General features: G+C 60.8%; 18 protein-coding genes. All 18 read right to left on the reverse strand.

Translation table 11 applies throughout. The features are described from left to right. Nucleotides 1-138 precede the first annotated feature (138 nt). The 18 genes from PCJ49_RS06150 to PCJ49_RS06235 all read right to left on the reverse strand — a co-directional run bounded on the left by PCJ49_RS06150 (nt 139) and on the right by PCJ49_RS06235 (nt 19713). Complete coding sequence (locus PCJ49_RS06150) at nt 139-705, reverse strand: DNA-3-methyladenine glycosylase I (protein ID WP_269910185.1); 567 nt, start codon at nt 703-705, stop codon at nt 139-141. A gap of 145 nt (nt 706-850) precedes the next feature. Beyond that, entirely contained in the window at nt 851-2656 is a 1806-nt protein-coding gene (locus PCJ49_RS06155; RefSeq protein WP_347710423.1) for a sulfatase-like hydrolase/transferase, read from the reverse strand. A 208-nt stretch (nt 2657-2864) separates the two neighbouring features. After that, nucleotides 2865-3110, reverse strand: coding sequence for a DUF1467 family protein (locus PCJ49_RS06160; RefSeq protein WP_089288027.1), 246 nt, complete (start codon nt 3108-3110; stop codon nt 2865-2867). Nucleotides 3111-3122: 12 nt separating this feature from the next. Further along, on the reverse strand, nt 3123-3527 hold the full coding sequence (gene mce / locus PCJ49_RS06165) for a methylmalonyl-CoA epimerase (protein WP_269910186.1): 405 nt from the start codon (nt 3525-3527) through the stop codon (nt 3123-3125). 94 nt (nt 3528-3621) lie between these two features. Beyond that, nucleotides 3622-5307 carry a ribonuclease J gene (locus PCJ49_RS06170; protein WP_269910187.1) on the reverse strand — a complete coding sequence of 562 codons (1686 nt, stop codon included), beginning with the start codon at nt 5305-5307 and terminating at the stop codon, nt 3622-3624. Continuing rightward, a complete protein-coding gene (locus PCJ49_RS06175) occupies nt 5304-6107 on the reverse strand; it encodes a type III pantothenate kinase (protein WP_269910188.1) in 804 nt (267 codons plus the stop codon). Before PCJ49_RS06175 ends, PCJ49_RS06170 begins: the two co-directional genes overlap by 4 nt. 5 nt (nt 6108-6112) lie before the next feature. Next, nucleotides 6113-6898 carry a biotin--[acetyl-CoA-carboxylase] ligase gene (locus PCJ49_RS06180; protein WP_269910189.1) on the reverse strand — a complete coding sequence of 262 codons (786 nt, stop codon included), beginning with the start codon at nt 6896-6898 and terminating at the stop codon, nt 6113-6115. Nucleotides 6899-6908: 10 nt separating this feature from the next. Continuing rightward, on the reverse strand, nt 6909-8357 hold the full coding sequence (gene nuoN / locus PCJ49_RS06185; RefSeq protein WP_269910190.1) for an NADH-quinone oxidoreductase subunit NuoN: 1449 nt from the start codon (nt 8355-8357) through the stop codon (nt 6909-6911). Nucleotides 8358-8360: 3 nt separating this feature from the next. Beyond that, the gene (locus tag PCJ49_RS06190) at nt 8361-9953 is read right to left on the reverse strand and encodes an NADH-quinone oxidoreductase subunit M (protein WP_269910191.1); all 1593 of its coding nucleotides are present in this window, start codon (nt 9951-9953) and stop codon (nt 8361-8363) included. Between the two features lie 18 nt (nt 9954-9971). Then, nucleotides 9972-11909 (reverse strand): NADH-quinone oxidoreductase subunit L, encoded by a 1938-nt coding sequence (nuoL, locus tag PCJ49_RS06195; RefSeq protein ID WP_269910192.1) that lies wholly within the window; start codon nt 11907-11909, stop codon nt 9972-9974. A 10-nt stretch (nt 11910-11919) separates the two neighbouring features. Next, complete coding sequence (gene nuoK, locus PCJ49_RS06200; protein WP_089288127.1) at nt 11920-12228, reverse strand: NADH-quinone oxidoreductase subunit NuoK; 309 nt, start codon at nt 12226-12228, stop codon at nt 11920-11922. A 5-nt stretch (nt 12229-12233) separates the two neighbouring features. Beyond that, on the reverse strand, nt 12234-12842 hold the full coding sequence (locus PCJ49_RS06205; protein ID WP_089288034.1) for an NADH-quinone oxidoreductase subunit J: 609 nt from the start codon (nt 12840-12842) through the stop codon (nt 12234-12236). 108 nt (nt 12843-12950) lie between these two features. Then, nucleotides 12951-13439, reverse strand: coding sequence for an NADH-quinone oxidoreductase subunit NuoI (gene nuoI, locus PCJ49_RS06210; RefSeq protein WP_089288128.1), 489 nt, complete (start codon nt 13437-13439; stop codon nt 12951-12953). 55 nt (nt 13440-13494) lie between these two features. Beyond that, nucleotides 13495-14514: an NADH-quinone oxidoreductase subunit NuoH gene (gene nuoH, locus PCJ49_RS06215; RefSeq protein ID WP_269910193.1), complete on the reverse strand. Its 1020-nt coding sequence runs from the start codon at nt 14512-14514 to the stop codon at nt 13495-13497. A gap of 6 nt (nt 14515-14520) precedes the next feature. Next, complete coding sequence (gene nuoG, locus PCJ49_RS06220; protein ID WP_269910194.1) at nt 14521-16587, reverse strand: NADH-quinone oxidoreductase subunit NuoG; 2067 nt, start codon at nt 16585-16587, stop codon at nt 14521-14523. A gap of 21 nt (nt 16588-16608) precedes the next feature. After that, nucleotides 16609-17907 carry an NADH-quinone oxidoreductase subunit NuoF gene (nuoF, locus tag PCJ49_RS06225; RefSeq protein ID WP_269910195.1) on the reverse strand — a complete coding sequence of 433 codons (1299 nt, stop codon included), beginning with the start codon at nt 17905-17907 and terminating at the stop codon, nt 16609-16611. A gap of 16 nt (nt 17908-17923) precedes the next feature. Further along, nucleotides 17924-18562, reverse strand: a complete 639-nt coding sequence (nuoE, locus tag PCJ49_RS06230; RefSeq protein ID WP_269910196.1) for an NADH-quinone oxidoreductase subunit NuoE — start codon at nt 18560-18562, stop codon at nt 17924-17926. Then, complete coding sequence (locus tag PCJ49_RS06235; protein WP_269910505.1) at nt 18559-19713, reverse strand: NADH-quinone oxidoreductase subunit D; 1155 nt, start codon at nt 19711-19713, stop codon at nt 18559-18561. The genes nuoE and PCJ49_RS06235 overlap by 4 nt, the downstream gene beginning before the upstream one ends. Nucleotides 19714-19764: the final 51 nt, after the last annotated feature.

Consider the following 19764-nt stretch of genomic DNA (forward strand, 5'->3'; position numbering starts at 1 on the left):
CGACAAGATTTAGTTTTTTCTTTTTACTGATCGAAGGCAAGCCGAAAATTCGGCTTGCCTTTTTGTTTGTGCATTTTTTGCCCGTTTTGCATAAACACTTGGCAACTGCATAGGCAGGGGCAGAAAAATGCCGCTTTATTAAGCGGCATATCCAGCAAAACCCGCCTGCTGCGCCGTGATCCAGGGGATTTCGTGATTCGTCAGGCGCAGATGCGCCGGGCAATCCGGCCGGTGGGCACCGGGCAGGTAGCCAATGCTCATGAGGAACTCGCCCACGATCTCCCCACCGGTGAAACGGAAAGTCTTGGCGAACAGCTTCACCCAATCCGCCTTGGCGCGGGGATGATGGGCAGCGATCCAGCCATGGAACCCGCCATGGCTGTCGCGCAGACGCTGGATCACCTGGGCATTATGGATGGCAGCCTGTACCTTCAGCCGGTTGCGGATGATGCCGGGATCGGCCAGCAGACGGGCAACATCCGCCTCCCCATAGGCAGCCACCTTGTCGACCTCAAACTGATCATAGGCGGCGCGGAAGCTCTCCCGCTTTTTCAGAATGGTCAGCCAGGACAGGCCGGCCTGATTGATCTCCAGAATCAACCGTTCAAACAGCTCCGCCTCCCCTGTCAGCGGCTGGCCATATTCATGGTCGTGATAAGGGCCGTGCCATTCGTGGCCGGGGGCAATATCGCAATAGCCGGACATGGCGGCAATTCCTGCATTTGCTGAGATGGTGCCTCAGCGTAGCCGAGTAGCGCAGCCTTGTCGCCCAAAAATGTTCCTGTTTTGTACATAATAAAATGCCCGGCCATCCTCGGGAATGGCCGGGCACAGCAGCAATTATACCGGATCAGCCGTTAAACACCGTCGGCAGTTCCCGACGGTTCTGGAGATTGTCGATATAGGCCCAATAAGCCTGCTCGGCCTCCCGCTGGGCGGCCCGCAGGTCCGGCGGCAGCGGCTTTTGCAGCTCATTCGGGATCAGCTCCTTGAACAGCACTTCCTTCATGGCGTCGGCTTCTGCCGTATCTGGTGTGCTGTCCAGCTCCAGCAGGCCGCGCGGGGTGGCGTAGTTGTAATATTCATACTCCAACGACTCCGTGACGATCTCCTGTGACGCATCCTTCCAGATCGAATAGGCGCCCAGCTTTCCCGCCGGCCCGATGGCGCCCAGCACATGTTCCGGCACCGGCACACCATTCAAGGGGAAGCTCTCATCCGTCGCCGTAACAGCGAACTGCCGACCGGGGGCCGCTGGGTCGCGCAGAATGGCAAGCAGATCGGCCCGGTGGCCATACAGATCATTCAGCCAAGGATCATTCTTCCACCCATTGCCATCATCCGCCAGGGACAGGAACAGCGGCAGGATATCAACCGTGCTGGTCAATTGCTGGCGGGGAATGTCCGTGGCCGCGGTAAAGCGGCCGGAATAATCGGCCACGATCAGCGGCACCTGCACACTTTCCCGATAGACAGCCGCGCCCTTGCCCTGCAACCCGTGGGAGCCAGCATATTCGCCATGGTCGGACATGAAGACGAAGACCGTCTCCTTCACCACATCTTCCGGGATGTTGCAGAGGAACTGACCAATCTGGCGGTCAACCTCCCGGATGGCCTGAGTATACATGTCCTGGCACTTGGCCCAGTAATGGAACGGTGCCAACGCCTGATACTGGTCTTGTAACTTGGAAGGCTCCAGGCGGAATTCCTTCTCGGCTGGGTCTTCACTGATACCACCGACCCAGCAATTGGTGAAGGATTGGAAATAAGTCTGCAGCTTGGGCTTCTTCGCCAGCTCTTCACTGGTTTCCCAATTATCGGGAACACCATAGCCCAATTCCGGCGGAAAACATTGTTCCAGCACCGTGGTATTCCACGATTGCATCGGCTTCTGATCCGCCTGATCAAACAGGGCGGAATAGCGCTGCCATTCAATACCACCCCAGAAAAACTGCTTGTCGTGCGGATTGACGAAGCCGACGGAGAGACAGAAGGGCGGCAGCTCCTTACCCGTCACCTGCTCTTTACGGGCATTCTGTTCGATCCAGGCGATGGCCTGAGCGGCAATATAGGCATCGTTGGGAATGACCGAACCATGGGCGATGGCCGGCGGACGCCCGCCCAGCCCTTCCCCCGGCATCCCAATGGGATCGGGCGTCGTCAGCCCTTCAAATCCATAGGCATTGAGATAATCCAGTGGCGCATTCAGCACCAGGGGCGCGTCGCTGAGATGCCATTTGCCGATGTACGGCGTGCGGTAGCCGCGCTGGCGCAACAACTTACCATAGGTGGGGAAAGCCGTATTCAACGAAGGCTGCGGTGCTGGAAGATCCGTGCCCGTCTTATTGGCACGTGTCAACATCATATAGGTTTGATGAGAATAAAGACCGGTGACGAACGCACCACGCGAAGGGGTACAGTCGCAGGCGGCAATCTGATGATTATAAAATTTTACACCTTTATTCCAAAGGAACTCAAAAGTGTTGGGCATGAAGCGGCGCATGAACTCATCAGCGTTCGCGACACCATTCGGGAAATTCATCGGAAAGCGAAGTTCGTCGACGGTGATGAAGATGATATTGGGACGCGTCGTCATGGAAAACCTCCTGTGCAGCGACAGGTTGATATGTGGCCACGACTCCTGGTTGCTATCCATCACATTTTCAGTTTTTGATGGAAAAAATTATATTTCCCAACCCAAGTGGGTTGCAATATTTCTGTCGCAGAATTTTACGCGATAAAAATCAATGATCTACGCTCAAAGTACGGAAATGACGAGAGCGGGCGCGCCATACCCTGTGCAGACGCACCCCACCCCTCAAGGTAGCAAAAGACGACAGAAATGCCGCGAATCGGGCACAGCGTTACTCGCGCAGCAGCGCCCGCCAGTCGATCCAGCCGAAATAACTGGTGGACCAGGCGGCCAGCACCAGAAGGGCGGAGATCAGGCTGGTCCAGATAAATTTCTTGATCAACAGCGGGTTGGCGGGGGCACCGGGCTGGTGCCCCACCTGTTCAGCCGCCTCGCGCTTCACGCCGAACGGCAGCACGGCGAACAGAACCGTCCACCAGACCGTGAAATAGATCGCCGCCCAGGTCGCCCAGCCCATCGCGTGCCCCCATCAGACCTGTTCGATTTCAACCAGGGTGCCGTAGAGATCCTTCGGGTGCAGAAACAGCACAGGTTTGCCATGGGCCCCGATCTTCGGCTCCCCATCCCCCAGCACGCGCAACCCGTCGGCCTTCAGCTTGTCACGAGCGGCCAGAATATCCTCCACCTCATAACAGACATGGTGAATGCCACCGGACGGGTTGCTGGCCAGGAATTTGGCAATGGGGCTGCCCTCCCCGAACGGGTGCAGCAACTCAATCTTGGTGTTGGGCAGTTCCACGAACACCGTGGTCACGCCATGGTCCGGCAGGTCCAGTGCCGCGCTGACCTTGGCCCCCAACGTATCCCGATAGGTGGCGGTGGCCGCCGCCAGATCGGGCACCACAATGGCGACATGGTTCAAACGACCGATCATTTCTTCCCCCTGTTGATTCTTTTATCGACAGATAGACACAAGGGCCGGGTACCGAAAGCCCCGGCCCTTGCGACATGGTGGCGCGCACGGAAAGCTAAATCCGGACCAGATGGATTTCCGTCATTGGCTTGCGCCCCTGCATGGCGGAGAAATTGCGCCGCACTGCCACGCGCGCCGCTTCCTTCACCGAAGAATCCTCCAGCCGGGCGGTACGGGACAGCTGGTCCACCGCCCCGCGGATGCGGCTGATCAAATCCGCCGTCTCCTCCTCATACTCATCCTCTTCCAGCAGCCCCATGATGGAGACTTTGGGATCAGCCAGAAGGTCACCCCGCGGCGTCATCACCAGCGTCACCACCACCGCCCCGCTCTGGGCCATGCGGGTACGGCCGCGCAGGGCGTGGTTATTCATCGGGACAATGCGCTTGCCATCAATGCATAGCCGGCCGGCATGGACATGCCCCACCAGCGCCGCTGGTCCGGGGGCCAAGCGGATGGCCCCGCCATCCTCCGGCACCAGCACCTCCGGCACCTGGCAATCCCGCGCCAGTTCGGCATGGGCCGCCAGATGGCGCCCTTCGCCATGGACCGGTATGGCGATCTTGGGCCGAACCCATTGATACATCTGCACCAGCTCTTCGCGCGCCGGATGGCCGGAGACATGCACGAAGGCGTCATCGGCGGTGATGATCTTGATGCCCCGCCGCAGCAGGCCATTCTGGATCTTGCCGATCGACTTCTCATTACCGGGAATTTCACGGGCGGAGAAAATCACCACATCGCCGCGTTCCAGCGTCACATCCGGGTGCTCGCCGGTGGCCATACGTGACAAGGCGGCGCGCGCCTCCCCCTGGCTGCCGGTGCAGATCAACAGCACCTTTTCGCGCGGCAGGAAGCCCGCCTCCTTCTCCGTCAGGAAAGGCGGCAGATCGGTCAGATAGCCATTCTCCCGCGCGGCGTCATTGATGCGCCAGAGGGAGCGGCCCACCAGCGCCACCTGCCGGTCATGCGCATGGGCCGCCTGGGTGATCGAATGCAGCCGGGCCACGTTGCTGGCAAAGCAGGTGACGGCAATCCGCGTGTCCTTATATTGCCCGAACAGGTCCATGAAACTGTCGCGGACTTCTGATTCGGAACCGGAACGACCGGGTACCAGCGCATTGGTGCTGTCGCACACCATGGCGGTGACGCCTTCGCGCCCGAGATTCTGCAGGGCCGTCTCGTTCGACAGCAGACCGATTACCGGGTCGGGGTCCAGCTTCCAGTCGCCCGTATGCAGCACCGTCCCCGCCGGGGTGCGGATGACCACGGCATTGGGCTCGGGGATGGAATGGGTCAGGCTGATCAGTTCGATATCGAAAGGACCGATATGGCTGCGACCACCAAGGGGCAGCACATGGATCGGCACCTTGTTCTGCAACCCCTTCTCCACCAGCTTCGCCTTCAGGAAGCTGGCGGCAAAGGGCGTACACCAGACCGGGACGCGCAAATCCTCCCACAGATAGGGGATGGCGCCCAGATGATCCTCGTGCGCGTGCGTCACCAGGATGCCGGCCAGATCGCCCAGACGCTCCTCAATGAAGCTGGTGTCGGGCAAAATAATCTCGATACCGGGGGTCGTTTCGTCAGCGAAACTAACACCCAGATCAACCATCAGCCATTTCCCGGCATGATGGTAGAGGTTGAGATTCATGCCGATTTCGCCGGAACCGCCCAGCGGCAGGAAATACAGGGCGGCGGGATCGAAATCCTTTGTCGTCAAATGTTTGCTATCGCTCATTCGGTCCTGTTTTCAGTCCGGGGGCTGTTGCGTTCATGGATCAACCGGAGACCCCGCAACGTCAGGTCTCCATCAATATGGTGGATCAGGTCGCTTTCCTCGGCGAACAGGCGCACCAGCCCGCCGGTACCGATGACCGTCACCTTGCGCGAACCGTCGGGGGACAGTTCGGCGATAATCCGTTTCAAAATCCCTTCGATCAGGCCGGTATAGCCCCAGAACATGCCCGATTGCATGGCCCCCACCGTGCCGCGCCCAATGGCGCTGGCCGGCCGCAGGATATCGACCTTGGGCAATTGGGCGGCCACCTTATGCAGGGCATCCAGGGAAAGCGCCGGTCCGGGTGCGATAACACCACCCAAAAAGGCCCCCGTCTCATCCACCACGTCAAAGGTGGTGCCGGTGCCAATATCGATGACCACCAGCGGCACCGGATAGGAGGCGCGGGCGGATATGGCATTGACCAACCGGTCCGCCCCTGCCTCCCGCGGGTTATCCAGCTTGATCTCGATCCCCAGATCGACACGCGGGTCGCCGACGCGTTTCGGTTCGCAACCGAAATGTTCCTCGCACAGCTTGGTCAGGGCATAGGTCTGGGCGGGGACCACCGACGACAGGATGGTATCGGTGATATCGGCGACTTTCAGGCCCTTCATTGCCATCAGGCTGATCAACCAGACGGCATATTCATCGGCAGTACGCTGGCTGTTGGTGGAGATGCGCCAATGACCCCGTATCGCCGTACCCTCGAAGACGGCGCAAACCACGTTGGTGTTACCGGCATCAATGGCCAACAGCATCGGCCCTACCCTTCCCTACCGAAAAATACGTCACCCGCCGTCACACGACGAATGAACCCGTCACAATCAACCAGCAGAGCGCCATCCATATCAAGATCCCGCAAGATGCCGGAGAAATTTTCATGCGCCAACCGCACCGTGACCGGCGCCCCCAGCCCTTGCGCCGCATTCAGCCACGCGGCGCGGATGGGGGCGAAGCCCTGGCGCAGCAGACGCTGATACCAATGTTCAAAATGGCGGCTGTAATGGGCCAGGACAAGGCGCGGGGTGATATCCGCCACGGCACCCACCGCCCTTAAGCAGGTCGCAGGATAAGGTGTGTCATCTGGGAAGGTCGAGACATTAATGCCAGTTCCCAGCACCAACCAATCGACCAGTCCCGTTGGGCTGGGCTCTGACTCCAACAGGATGCCGGAAATCTTCGCACCGCCGACCAACACATCATTAGGCCATTTCAATGTCGGGCGTGCTGGCGTCAACGCTGCCACCGTCTCCGCCACAGCCAAGGCGGCCACGAAGGAAAGCAGAGCCGCATCAGCCGGCGGCAGGGCCGGCCGCAAAACCAGGGAACAAGCCAAGTTCCCTTCCGGGGAGTTCCAGGCGCGGCCCCGGCGCCCCCGTCCTCCTGTCTGGCGGTGGGCAAAGACCATGGTGCCTTCCGGGGCGCCTTGGCGCGCCAGTTCCTTGGCCTCGTCGTTGGTGCTGCCGCAGCTTTCCAGTTCCACCAAATAAAAGAACGCGGGCAGCTGAGCTGCCCGCGTTGCTCCATTCATCTCTTCAGACTGGTTCATGCCGATGCCGTCAACGGGCACCGAACAGAGAAGCCGCCGCCGCCGCCGCACCGGAGGTGATGGGCGCCAGGAAGAAGATATAGACGGGGAAGACGAACAGGGCCGCCCCCGTGGCCACCACACCCGTCAACAGGGCCGGCCGGTCGAGCTGTTCCGTCACATCATCAAAATACATCACCTTGATAACGCGCAGGTAATAGTAACAGCTGATACCGGAAGCGACGACGCCGACAATGGCCAGCCCATAGAGCTGAGACTGAATGGCCGGCAGGAATACCGCCCACTTGCCCCAGAAGCCCGCCGCCGGCGGTACGCCGGCCAGGGACCACATGAACAGCGCCATGGCAAAGGCCAGCAGCGGATGGGTCTTGGACAAGCCCGCCAAATCGGCGATTTCTTCCACGGCGCGGCCATTCTGGCGCATCGACAGGATGATGGCGAACACACCGACATTCATGGCGAGATAGATCGCCAGATAAATCAGCACGCCGCGCACACCTTCCTGGCTGCCAGCAGACAGACCGACCAGCGCGTAACCAATATGGCCGATGGAGCTGTAGGCCATCAGACGCTTGATGTTCTTCTGCTGAATGGCCCCCAGCGCACCGACAATCATCGATGCGGCAGCGCAGAACCAGATCACCTGATGCCACTGCGCCGTCAGATCGCCAAAGGGACCGACCAGCACACGGATGAACAGGGTCATGGCCGCCACCTTGGGCGCCACGGCGAAGAACGACGTCACCGACGTCGGCGCCCCTTCATAGACGTCCGGCGTCCACATATGGAACGGCACGGCGGAAATCTTGAAGGCCAGACCGGCAGCCACGAACACCATGCCGACAATAACACCCAGCGACGGGGTTCCGGTCAGCACCTCGGCCAGACGCTCAAAGCTGACGCTGCCGGTAAAGCCATAGATCAGGCTGGAGCCGTAGAGCAGCAGGCCGGAGGACAGCGCGCCCAGCACGAAATACTTTAGGCCCGCTTCCGACGACTTGGCCGTATCGCGCTTGAACGCGGCCAGCACATAGAGCGCCAGCGACTGCAGCTCCAACCCGATATAGAGCGAAATCAGGTTGTTGGCCGACACCATGCCCATCATGCCGAGCGTCGCCAGGACAACCAGCACCGGATATTCGAAGCGGGCCACCCGCTCCTTTTCCAGATAATTGATCGACAGGATGATCGAGAGGCCAGAGGCCGTCAGGATCAGCAGCTTGGCGAACACCGCGAACGGGTCGGTGACGAACAGGCCGTTGAAGGTGACGACGCGGCCGGTCAGCCCCACACCGGTGACGGCCAGGAAGCCGGCACCGATGAGGGACGCCACGGCCAGCCAGGAGACCAGACGCAGGGAGCCTTCACCCCGGAAGACGCCGATCAACAGCAGCGCCATGGCGGCAACGGCCAGAAAGATCTCCGGCAAGGCAGGGATCAGGTCGGGAAAGGTTGCCATGGCTCAGTTCTCGCTCGCCTTGTCGGCCACCGACTGCCCTTGGGTGGCAGTCGACGCGGTCTCTTGGGTGACGTGTGCGGTCTGGGTCGGCTGGGCTTCGATCAGCCCGGCCGAACGCAGGGACGCCTGATGATCCGCCAGGATCTTCTCCAGCGTCGGGTTATAGACATTTTGGAAGCTGGCCGGATAGACGCCCATGATGATCACGATGGCGACCAGCGGGGCGAAGAAGCTGACTTCCTTCCAGTTCAGATCCTGCATCGCCTTCACTTCAGGCTTGTCCAGCTTGCCGAAGAACAGCTTGCGGAACAGCAGCAGCATATAGGCGGCACCCAGAACCAGACCGGTGGCGGAGAACAGACCGACCCAGGTATTGGCCTGGAACGCCCCCAGCATGGTCAGGAATTCACCAACGAAGCCAGAGGTACCCGGCAGACCGACCGAGGCGAACATGAAGATCGCGAACACCACCGCGTAACGCGGCATGTTCTTGGCCATGCCGCCATAGGCAGCCATTTCACGGGTATGCAGACGGTTATAGGCAACGCCGATGCAGAGGAACAGCGCGGCCGACACAAAGGTGTGGCTCAGCATCTGGAACATCGCGCCGTCCAGACCCTGCTGGTTCATGGTGAAGATGCCCATCGACACGTAACCCATATGGGCCACAGAGCTGTAGGCGATCATCTTCTTCATGTCGGTTTGGGCCAACGCCACCAGCGAGGTGTAGATGATGGCGCCGATCGACATCACGAAGACCAGATTCTGGAAGTAGAAGCTGGCTTCCGGCAGCATCTGGATATTGGCGCGGATCAGACCATAGCCACCCATCTTCAGCATCACGCCGGCCAGCATGACCGAACCGGCGGTCGGCGCTTCCACGTGGGCGAACGGCAGCCAGGTATGGGCCGGCCAGATCGGCGTCTTCACCGCAAAGGCGATGAAGAAGGCCAGCCACAGCCAGATCTGCATGTTGCTGCTGAACGGATAGTCCACCATCACCCGCATATCCATAGTGCCGGCGGTCAGATACATGGCCAGAATGGCCAGCAGCATCAGCACCGAACCCACGAACGTGTAGATGAAGAACTTGTAGGAGGCATAGACGCGGTTGGGACCGCCCCAGACGCCAATCATCAGGAACATCGGCAGCAGCACCCCTTCGAAGAAGAAGTAGAACAGCACGAAGTCCAGCGCCGTGAACATGCCGACCAGCATGGTTTCCAGAACCAGCAGGGCGATCATGAATTCCTTGACGCGCTTTTCAACCGCATCCCAGGAGGCCAGCACGCAGATCGGGGTCAACAGGGTGGAGGCCAGGACGAACCAGACCGACACGCCGTCAATGCCCTTGATATAGGCAATGTTGAAGGCCGGCAGCCACTGCACCTCCTCCACGAGCTGAAAGCCCGGATTGGAAGGGTCGAAGCCAGTCAGGATGAACAGCGAAACAATGAAGGTGATGATCGACGTCCACAGCGCCACACTCTTGGCGTTGCGCGCGACATTCTGCTCCTCCCCACGGATCAGCAGGATGAACAACGCGCCGACAAGGGGCAGGAACGTCGTCAGCGAAAGGATCGGCACATCGGCCATTTCGAAAGACTCCCTACCTCAGCGCGCCAGGAAGAACCAGCCGGCCAACGCGACCACGCCGATCACCATCACGAAAGCATAATGGTACACATAACCGGACTGCAGCCGACCGGCGATCACGGACAGGCCGCGCGTCACCTTGGCCGCCCCATCGGGGCCCAGACCGTCGATGATGGCCACATCACCCACCTTCCACAGGCCGAAGCCGAGCTTCATGGCCGGACGGACAAACAGGGCATTGTACAGCTCATCAAACATGTACTTGCGGAACACGAAGGCATGGATGGCCTTGAAGGTGCCGACAAAGGCGCCCGGCAGGCCCGGTGCGAACATATAGAAGACATAGGCCAGCGCGATACCGGTCAGACCCGCCACCAGCGGGGCATAGGGCACCCAGCCCGGCACATGGTGGGCGGCATCGATGATCGTGCCATGCTCACCCGCCAGCATGAAGATGCTGCCGGACCAGAATTCCGCCAGCTCATGGCCGACAAACCAATCCTTGGCGACGATACCGGCCAGAACCGCACCGACAGCCAGCACGAACAGCGGGGCCAGCATCACCAGCGGGCTTTCATGCACATGCGCCATCACCTTTTCGGAAGCGCGCGGCTTGCCGTGGAAGGTCATGATCAGCAGACGCCAGCTATAGAAGGCGGTCATAAAGGCAGCGGCGATACCCATCCAGAAGGCAAAGGTGCCGATGGCGGTATGCTTGGCGAAGGCCACTTCCAGGATCATGTCCTTGGAATAGAAGCCGGCGAAAATCGGGATACCCGCCAGCGCCAGATTACCGATCCACATCATCGCATAGGTGACGGGGATCTGCTTCCAGATGCCACCCATATTGCGCATGTCCTGTTCATCGGACATGGCATGGATCACCGAACCGGCGCCCAGGAACAGCAGCGCCTTGAAGAAGGCGTGGGTCATCAGGTGGAACACGGCGGCCGGATAGGCGCCGACACCGATGGCGAAGAACATGTAACCAAGCTGGCTCATCGTCGAATAGGCGATGACGCGCTTGATATCGAACTGGGTCAGGCCAATCGTGGCGGCGACGAAGGCCGTCAGCGCACCCAGCACCGTCACCACTTCCAGCGCCGCCGGGGCATATTCGAACACCGGGCTCATGCGGGACAGCATGAAGACGCCGGCGGTCACCATGGTGGCCGCGTGGATCAGGGCCGACACCGGGGTCGGGCCTTCCATGGCGTCCGGCAGCCAAGTGTGCAAGCCCAGCTGGGCCGACTTGCCCATGGCACCGACGAACAGCAGCAGGCAGGCGCAGGTCAGCGCGTGGACCTGGAAGCCCAGGAAGTTGAAGCTGGCATCGGCCTTGGAGGCCGCCTGCGCGAAGATCGTATCGAACTGCACGCTGCCGAAGATGACGAAGATCGCCATGATGCCCAGCGCGAAGCCGAAATCGCCCACGCGGTTGACCAGGAACGCCTTCATGGAGGCGTCGTTGGCGCTCTTCTTCTCGTACCAGAAGTTGATCAGCAGGTAGGAGGCAACGCCCACGCCTTCCCAGCCAAAGAACATCTGCAGCAGGTTATCGGCGGTCACCAGCATCAGCATCATGAAGGTGAACAGCGACAGGTAAGCCATGAAGCGCGCCCGGCTCGGGTCATGGCTCATGTAGCCAACCGAGTAGACATGCACCATGGACGACACACCGTTCACCACCACCAGCATGACGGCGGTGAGCGTATCAATCCGCAGCGACCAGGACACCTCGAAGGTGCCGCTGTCGATCCAGGTAAACAGGTGAATGGTGCGCGCCGCCTCGTGACCGCCGAAACCGATTTCGGTGAACAGCAGAACGGACAGGACGGCAGCGGTCAGCACGCCGGCACAGGTGACGATCTGGGCACCCCGGTCGCCGATCAGGCGCCCGAAGAACCCGGCGATGAAGGCGCCCAACAGGGGCAGGAAGATGGCAGCGATTTCCATGATGCCCGCCTCAACCCTTCATCATGTTGATGTCTTCAACCGCGATCGTGCCGCGGTTGCGGAAATACACCACCAGGATCGCCAGACCGATCGCCGCTTCCGCGGCGGCCACGGTCAGGATGAACATGGTGAAAATCTGGCCCACCAGGTCATTGAGATAGACCGAGAAGGACACCAGATTGATGTTGACCGCCAGCAGGATCATTTCCACGGACATCAGGATGATGATCACGTTCTTCCGGTTCAGGAAGATGCCGAACACGCCGATGGTGAACAGCACCGCCGACAGGATCAGGTAATGCGAAAGTCCAACTTCCAACATGATCAGACGCCCCCCCGCGTCGGCACCTTCCGCACCGCGACAACCTGGTCGCGTTTGCGGTCAAGCTGCTGGCCGATCTGCTGGCGACGGACACCCTTGCGCGACCGAAGGGTCAGCACGATGGCGCCGATCATCGCGACCAGCAGGATCAGGCCGGAAGCCTGGAAGGCGTATACGTAGTCGGTATAGAGGATATGGCCGATGGCCTGTGTATTGGTCAGTTCCGACGCCGGCGGAATGGCCGTGGGGCCGCCCGCGGCCTCCACCGGGCCGATCAACTGCGTGGCAGCCAAGAAGCCCAGTTCCACCGCCAGGATGCCGCCGACCACAAGGCCGACCGGCAGATAGCGCAAGAAGCCCTGGCGCAGTTCCTGGAAGTTGATGTCGAGCATCATCACCACGAACAGGAACAGCACCGCCACCGCGCCGACATAAACGATGACCAGGATCATGGCCACGAATTCGGCGCCGATCAGCACGAACAGGGCTGCTGCGCTGAAGAAGGCGAGGATGAGGAACAACACCGAGTGAACGGGGTTCTTGGCGGTGATCACCCGCACGGCCGAAGCCAGCAGGATCGCGGCGAACACGAAGAATGCGATATTCACCATGGTTACGCCGCCTCCGGCGCGGGTCGTTTGCTGAAACAGGTCACGGAGGATACTCCGGGCGAAGGGCAGGCGGACGTTCCGGCGGGATCGCCGGAACGCCAAGGGTTTTTATCGGTACGGCGCATCTGCCGCAAGATTGGCAGCGATCAGGGCTTCCCAGCGGTCGCCATTCGCCAGCAGCTTTTCCTTGTTATAGAAAAGCTCCTCGCGGGTTTCCGTGGCAAATTCCAGGTTCGGCCCCTCGACGATGGCATCCACAGGGCAGGCCTCCTGGCACAAACCGCAATAGATGCACTTCGTCATATCGATGTCGTAACGCGTGGTCCGGCGGCTGCCATCCTCACGCGGTTCGGCTTCGATGGTGATGGCCAGGGCCGGGCAGATCGCCTCGCAAAGCTTGCAGGCGATGCAGCGTTCCTCGCCGTTCGGGTAACGGCGCAGGGCATGTTCACCGCGGAAGCGCGGGCTGGTCGGCCCGCGCTCATACGGATAGTTGATGGTCGCGCGTGGGCGGAACATGTAGCTGAATGTCAGCGCCATGCCCTTCACAAGCTCCACCAGGAACAGGCCGCGCGCGGTACGGTCGAGCAGGGCCATGATCACCTCCATAACCGGGCGGGGGAACGATGCCCCCTACCCTTTACAAGCGATATCATTTCGGCAGCAGGTCGAAATAGACCAGGACACCGGCGGTCAGGACGACCCAGATCAACGAGAACGGCAGGAAGACCTTCCAGCCCAGCCGCATCAACTGGTCATAGCGGTAACGCGGCAGCGTCGCACGCACCCAGATGAAGCAGAACAGGCAGAAGCAGATCTTCAAGATGAACCAGAGCGGGCCCGGTATCCAGTTCAGCGGCGCAATATCCAGCGGCGGAAGCCAGCCCCCCAGGAACAGGATGGAGGTCATTCCGCTCATCAGGATCATGTTGATGTACTCGCCCAGGAAGAACAGGGCGAACGCCATCGACGAATATTCGACGTTGAAACCACCGGACAGTTCAGATTCGCCTTCCGGCAAATCGAAAGGAGCGCGGTTGGTTTCCGCCAGTGCCGAGATGAAGAAGATGATGAACATCGGGAACAGCGGGAAGCAGAACCAGAGGCCTCGTTGAGCTTCCACGATCTTCGACAGGTTCAGCGACCCGACGCAGAGCAGCACGGTGATGATCACGAGGCCAATGGAGACCTCGTAAGAAACCATCTGTGCTGCAGCGCGCAGACCACCCAGGAAGGCGTATTTCGAATTCGACGCCCAGCCCGCCATGATGATGCCATAGACACCCAGCGAACTGATGGCGAAGAGGTAGAGGACGCCGACATTAATATCTGCCAGCACCAGCCCCTTGCCGAACGGGATCACCGCCCAGGCGACCAGCGCCAGCAGGAAGGTGAGCATCGGTGCTGCAACGAAGACGACGCGGTTGGCACCGGCCGGAATGATGACTTCCTTACCGAGCAGCTTCAGGCCATCGGCGAATGCCTGCAGCAAACCCCAGGGACCGACCAGGGCCGGACCTTGGCGAAGCTGCATCGCCGCCATCACCTTGCGCTCGAAATAGGTCAGCATAGCCATGCCGATCAGCAATGGCACGGTGATGACCAGGATCGATGCGACGATCCGGATTATCAGCGGCAACTGATCCCACAGTTGAGCCACATTCTCGAACATCGTCGCTTACTCCGCAGCGGCGGCCGGCAGAGCCGGCTTCAGGAAAGCTTCCGTACATTGCGCCATCGTCTGCGAGGCGCGGCTGATCGGGTCCGTCATATAGAAATTCTCGATCGGCGAGGCGAAATGCGCATCGGCAATGACACCGGCCTGACCGAACGGGCCCCAAACGGCCGGCAGCAAGCGATCCAGTGAACCGAATACCGGGTTGACCTGCACCAGCCGCTGGCGCAACTGGGCCAAGGTGTCATAAGGCAAGGGCCGCCCCAACTCCGTCGACAGGGCGCGCAGGATCTTCCAATCCTCGCGCGCCTCGCCCAGCGGGAAGGTGGCGAAGCGGGCGTGCTGCACGCGGCCTTCCGTATTGACGTAGGTGGCGTTCTTCTCGGTATAGGCGGCACCCGGCAGGATCACGTCGGCGCGATGGGCGCCACGATCGCCATGATGGCCCTGATAGATCACGAAGGCCTTGCCCAGCTTGGCGCCATCGATCTCGTCAGCCCCCAGCAGATAGACCGCCTCAATCTCACCCGACTGCGCACCGGCCAGGATACCGGCCAGATCGCGCCCACCGTTGCCCGGCAGGAAGCCGGCATCCAGCGCGCCAACCCGGCCGGCGGCCAGATGCAGCACGTTGAAACCGTTCCAGTCTTCCCGTACAGCACCAACATTCTCGGCAATGGCGCGAGCAGCGGCCTGAACGGCCAGCCCATCGCCACGGCGCAGCGCACCGGCACCCAGAATGATCAGCGGGTTCTTGGCGGCCTTCAGCGTTTCGACAAACGGATGCGAGCCGTCAGCCAGGGCCGACAGGACCGAACCGCTATTGCCCAGGAATTCAGTCGGATAAGTCAGATCGAAATTCTGGCCGACCACGGCAACCTTCTTCAGCTTGCCGGTTAGATAGGTCTTGCGGATACGGGCATTGACCAGCGGGGCTTCCCACCGCGGGTTGCTGCCGATCAGCAGCACGACATCGGCATTCTCAATACCGGCAATGCCAGTATTGAAGATATAGCCGGCGCGGTTGCTGGCATCGAACAGGGCGCCGTCCTGACGGCAATCCATGTTCGCCGAACCCAGCTTGGTCAGCAGATCCTTCAGCGCCACAACGCTTTCGACATCAACCAGATCGCCGACGATACCGGCCACCTTGTTGCCCGGCAGCGGCGCCACGCGGGCCTTGATGGCCGCAAAGGCTTCCGCCCAGGTCGCGGGCTTCAGCTTGCCGTCGGCGCCGCGCACATAGGGGCGGTCCAGACGCTGACGCTTGAGACCGTCAATGGCATAGCGGGTCTTGTCGCTGATCCATTCCTCGTTCACATCCTCGTGCAGGCGGGGCAGCACACGCAGCACCTCGCCGCCACGGGCGTCGACGCGGATGTTGGAACCGACAGCATCCATCACATCGATGCTTTCGGTCTTGCGCAGCTCCCACGGACGCGCATTGTAGGCGTAGGGCTTGGAGGTCAGCGCGCCAACCGGGCAGACATCCACCAGATTGCCCGACATTTCCGAATTCACACCGGCTTCCAGCGCCGGGGTGATTTCCAGATGCTCGCCACGGGCCAGACCGCCCAGGGCCGGCACGCCGGCAATCTCATCCACGAAGCGGATGCAGCGGGTGCACTGAATGCAGCGGGTCATATAGGTCCGGATCAGCGGACCCATATATTTATCCTTCACCGCCCGCTTGTTCTCTTCATAGCGGCCACGATCGTAGCCGTAGGAGACCGCCTGGTCCTGCAGATCACACTCACCACCCTGGTCGCAGATCGGGCAATCCAGCGGGTGGTTGATCAGCAGGAATTCCATCACGCCCTTGCGGGCCTTATGGACAGTGTCGGTATTGGTCTTGACGACCATCCCCTCCCCCGCCGGCATGGCACAGGATGCCACCGGCTTGGGGCTGCGCTCCACCTCGACGAGGCACATGCGGCAGTTGGCGGGAACGGACAGGCGCTCGTGGTAGCAGAAGCGCGGCACCTCGATGCCGAGCTGCTCGCAAGCCTGAAGCACGGAGGTACCGGGGGCGACTTCGACCTCGATACCGTCGATGGTGAGCTTGGGCATGGTATCCTCTCGGGCCCCGACTTACTCTGCGGCCACGCGCGCGCCGCGTTCGGCGTGCGTGCGGTATTCAAGAATGCGGCGTTCCACCTCGGGGCGGAAATGACGCATCAAACCCTGGATCGGCCACGCGGCGGCATCACCCAGCGCGCAGATCGTGTGACCTTCCACCTGCTTGGTCACGTCCAGCAGCATGTCGATTTCCTCGACACGGGCATTGCCCTTCACCAGACGCTCCATCACGCGCCACATCCAGCCGGTGCCTTCACGGCACGGCGTGCACTGGCCGCAGCTTTCATGCATGTAGAATTTCGACAGGCGGGCGATGGCACGGACAATGTCGGTCGACTTGTCCATGACGATGACGGCCGCCGTGCCAAGGCCCGAACGGACCTCCCGCAGGCTGTCGAAATCCATCAGCACCGTGTCGCAGATTTCCTTGGGCAGCAGCGGTACCGAAGAACCGCCGGGAATGATGGCCAGCAGATTATCCCAGCCACCACGCACGCCGCCGCAATGCTTCTCGATCAGTTCCTTCAGCGGAATGCCCATCTCTTCTTCGACGGTGCAGGGCTGGTTCACATGACCGGAGATGCAGAACAGCTTGGTGCCGCTGTTCTTCGGACGGCCCAGACCGGCGAACCAGGACGGACCCCGGCGCAGAATGGTGGGAACCACGGCGATGGACTCGACGTTATTCACCGTCGTCGGACGGGAATAAAGACCCGCCATGGCCGGGAAGGGCGGCTTGTTACGCGGCTGGCCCTTCTTGCCCTCGATGCTTTCGATCAGCGCTGTCTCTTCACCGCAAATATAGGCGCCGGCGCCCAGATGCAGATAGACGTCGTGATCATAGCCGGAGCCACAGGCGTTCTTGCCGATCAGGCCCGAAGCGTAAGCCTCGTCGATGGCGCGCTGAACGTTGGCAGCCTCGTAATAGAACTCGCCACGAATATAGATATAGGTGGCGGTGGCCCCAATGGCGAAACCGGCAATCAGGCAGCCTTCGATCAGCTTGTGCGGATCATGGCGCATGATTTCCCGATCCTTACAGGTACCGGGCTCGCCTTCGTCGGCATTCACGACCAGATAGACAGGGCCATTGCTGGTCTTGGGCATGAAGGACCACTTCATGCCCGTGGAGAAGCCAGCGCCGCCACGACCACGCAGGCCGGATTCCTTTACCAGCTCGATGATCTTGTCACGACCGAGATCCAGGATATCCTTGGTGCCGGACCAGTCGTCACGGGTCTTGGCCCCGTCCAGGAACGGGCTTTCAAAGCCGTAGAGGTTGGTGAAGATACGGTCTTCATCGCGAAGCATGATCTCTCCCCTCCCCTCAGTTCTGCGGCTTCACGCCAGCGGCCAACGCCGACTGGGTGAGCGTGGTCGGACCGCCCGCCGGGCAAGACCGGATGCGGCCATTCTGCGGCCCGACCGTCGGCTTCTCGCCACGCGCCAGCGCGTCGAGAACCTTTTCCGTCGTCTCCGCCGTCAGGTCTTCATAGAAATCGTCGCCGATCTGCATCATCGGGGCGTTCACGCAGGCGCCGAGGCATTCCACCTCGATCACGGTGAACTGACCATCCGGCGTGGTCTGGCCGGCCTTGATGCCCAGCTTCTTCTCGCAGGCGTGCAGCACATCATCCGACCCGCGCAGCCAGCAAGGCGTGGTGGTGCAGACCTGAACGAAATGCTTACCCACCGGCTTCAGATTATACATCGTATAGAAGCTGGCGACTTCCAGCGCGCGGATCGGCGCCATGTCCAGATAGTGGGCCACATAATCGATGGCGACCTTGGGCAGCCAGCCGCCGCACTGGCGTTGGGCCAGGTCAAGCAGCGGCATTACCGCGCTCTGTTGTCGGCCTTCGGGATATTTGGCGATGATGCGCTTGGCGTGCTCCACATTCTCCGCAGAGAATTCGAAGCTGGTCGGCTCCGCCACGGCGGGACCATGGGAATGGGCGGCACTCATCGGTCAATCTCTCCGAACACGATGTCCATGGAGCCGATGATCGCCACAGCGTCGGCGAGCATATGGCCCTTGGACATGAAATCCATCGCCTGCAGATGCGAGAAGCCGGTCGGGCGGATCTTGCAGCGATACGGGCGGTTGGTGCCGTCGGACACCAGATACACACCCAGCTCGCCCTTCGGCGACTCCGTCGCCGTATAGGTCTCACCGGCCGGCACGTGATAGCCTTCGGTATACAGCTTGAAATGATGGATCAGCGATTCCATCGACCGCTTCATTTCGCCACGCGACGGCGGCGACACCTTGCGGTCATTCACCTTCACCGGGCCCGGCGTCTTGGACAGCTTGTCCAGCGCCTGACGCATGATGGAAATGGATTGCTTCATCTCCTCCATGCGCACCAGATAGCGGGCATAGCAGTCGCCGGTCAGGCCGACCGGGATATCGAAATCGAATTCCTCGTAGCTGTCATAGGGCTGCGCCTTGCGCAAATCCCAAGCCACGTTGGAGCCGCGCAGCATCGGGCCACTGAAGCCCCAGGCCAGCGCATCGGCGGCGCTGACGACGCCGATATCAACCGTGCGCTGCTTGAACACGCGGTTCTCGGTCAGCAGGGTCTCCAGGTCGTTATAGAACTTGGGGAACCGCTCCGTATATTCGAAAATATCGTCGGCCAGACCGGCCGGCAGGTCCAGATTGACGCCACCGGGACGGAAATAATTAGCGTGCATACGGGCGCCGGAGACGCGCTCGTAAAATTCCATCAGCTTTTCGCGCTCTTCAAAGCCCCAGAGTGCCGGCGTCAGGGCGCCAACGTCCAGGGCGAAGGTCGTCAGGTTCAGCAGATGGTTCAGCACACGCGTCAGCTCGGCATAGAGCACGCGGATATACTGGCCACGCTTGGGCGGGACGATGCCCAGCAGCTTTTCCACCGAGAGAACCCAGGTGTGCTCCATCGACATCGGAGACACATAATCCAGCCGGTCAAAATAGGGCGTGGCCTGGGTATAGGTCTTGTATTCGATCAGCTTTTCGGTGCCACGATGCAGCAGCCCGATATGCGGATCGGCGCGTTCGACGATTTCGCCATCCATCTCCATCACCAGGCGCAGCACACCGTGCGCTGCCGGGTGCTGGGGCCCGAAATTCATCGTCAGCGGCTTGATCTGCACTTCGCCGGGCTGGCCGGCGACAGCGATCCC

The sequence above is a fragment of the Niveispirillum sp. BGYR6 genome (genome assembly GCF_027568365.1).
Lineage (GTDB): Bacteria > Pseudomonadota > Alphaproteobacteria > Azospirillales > Azospirillaceae > Niveispirillum.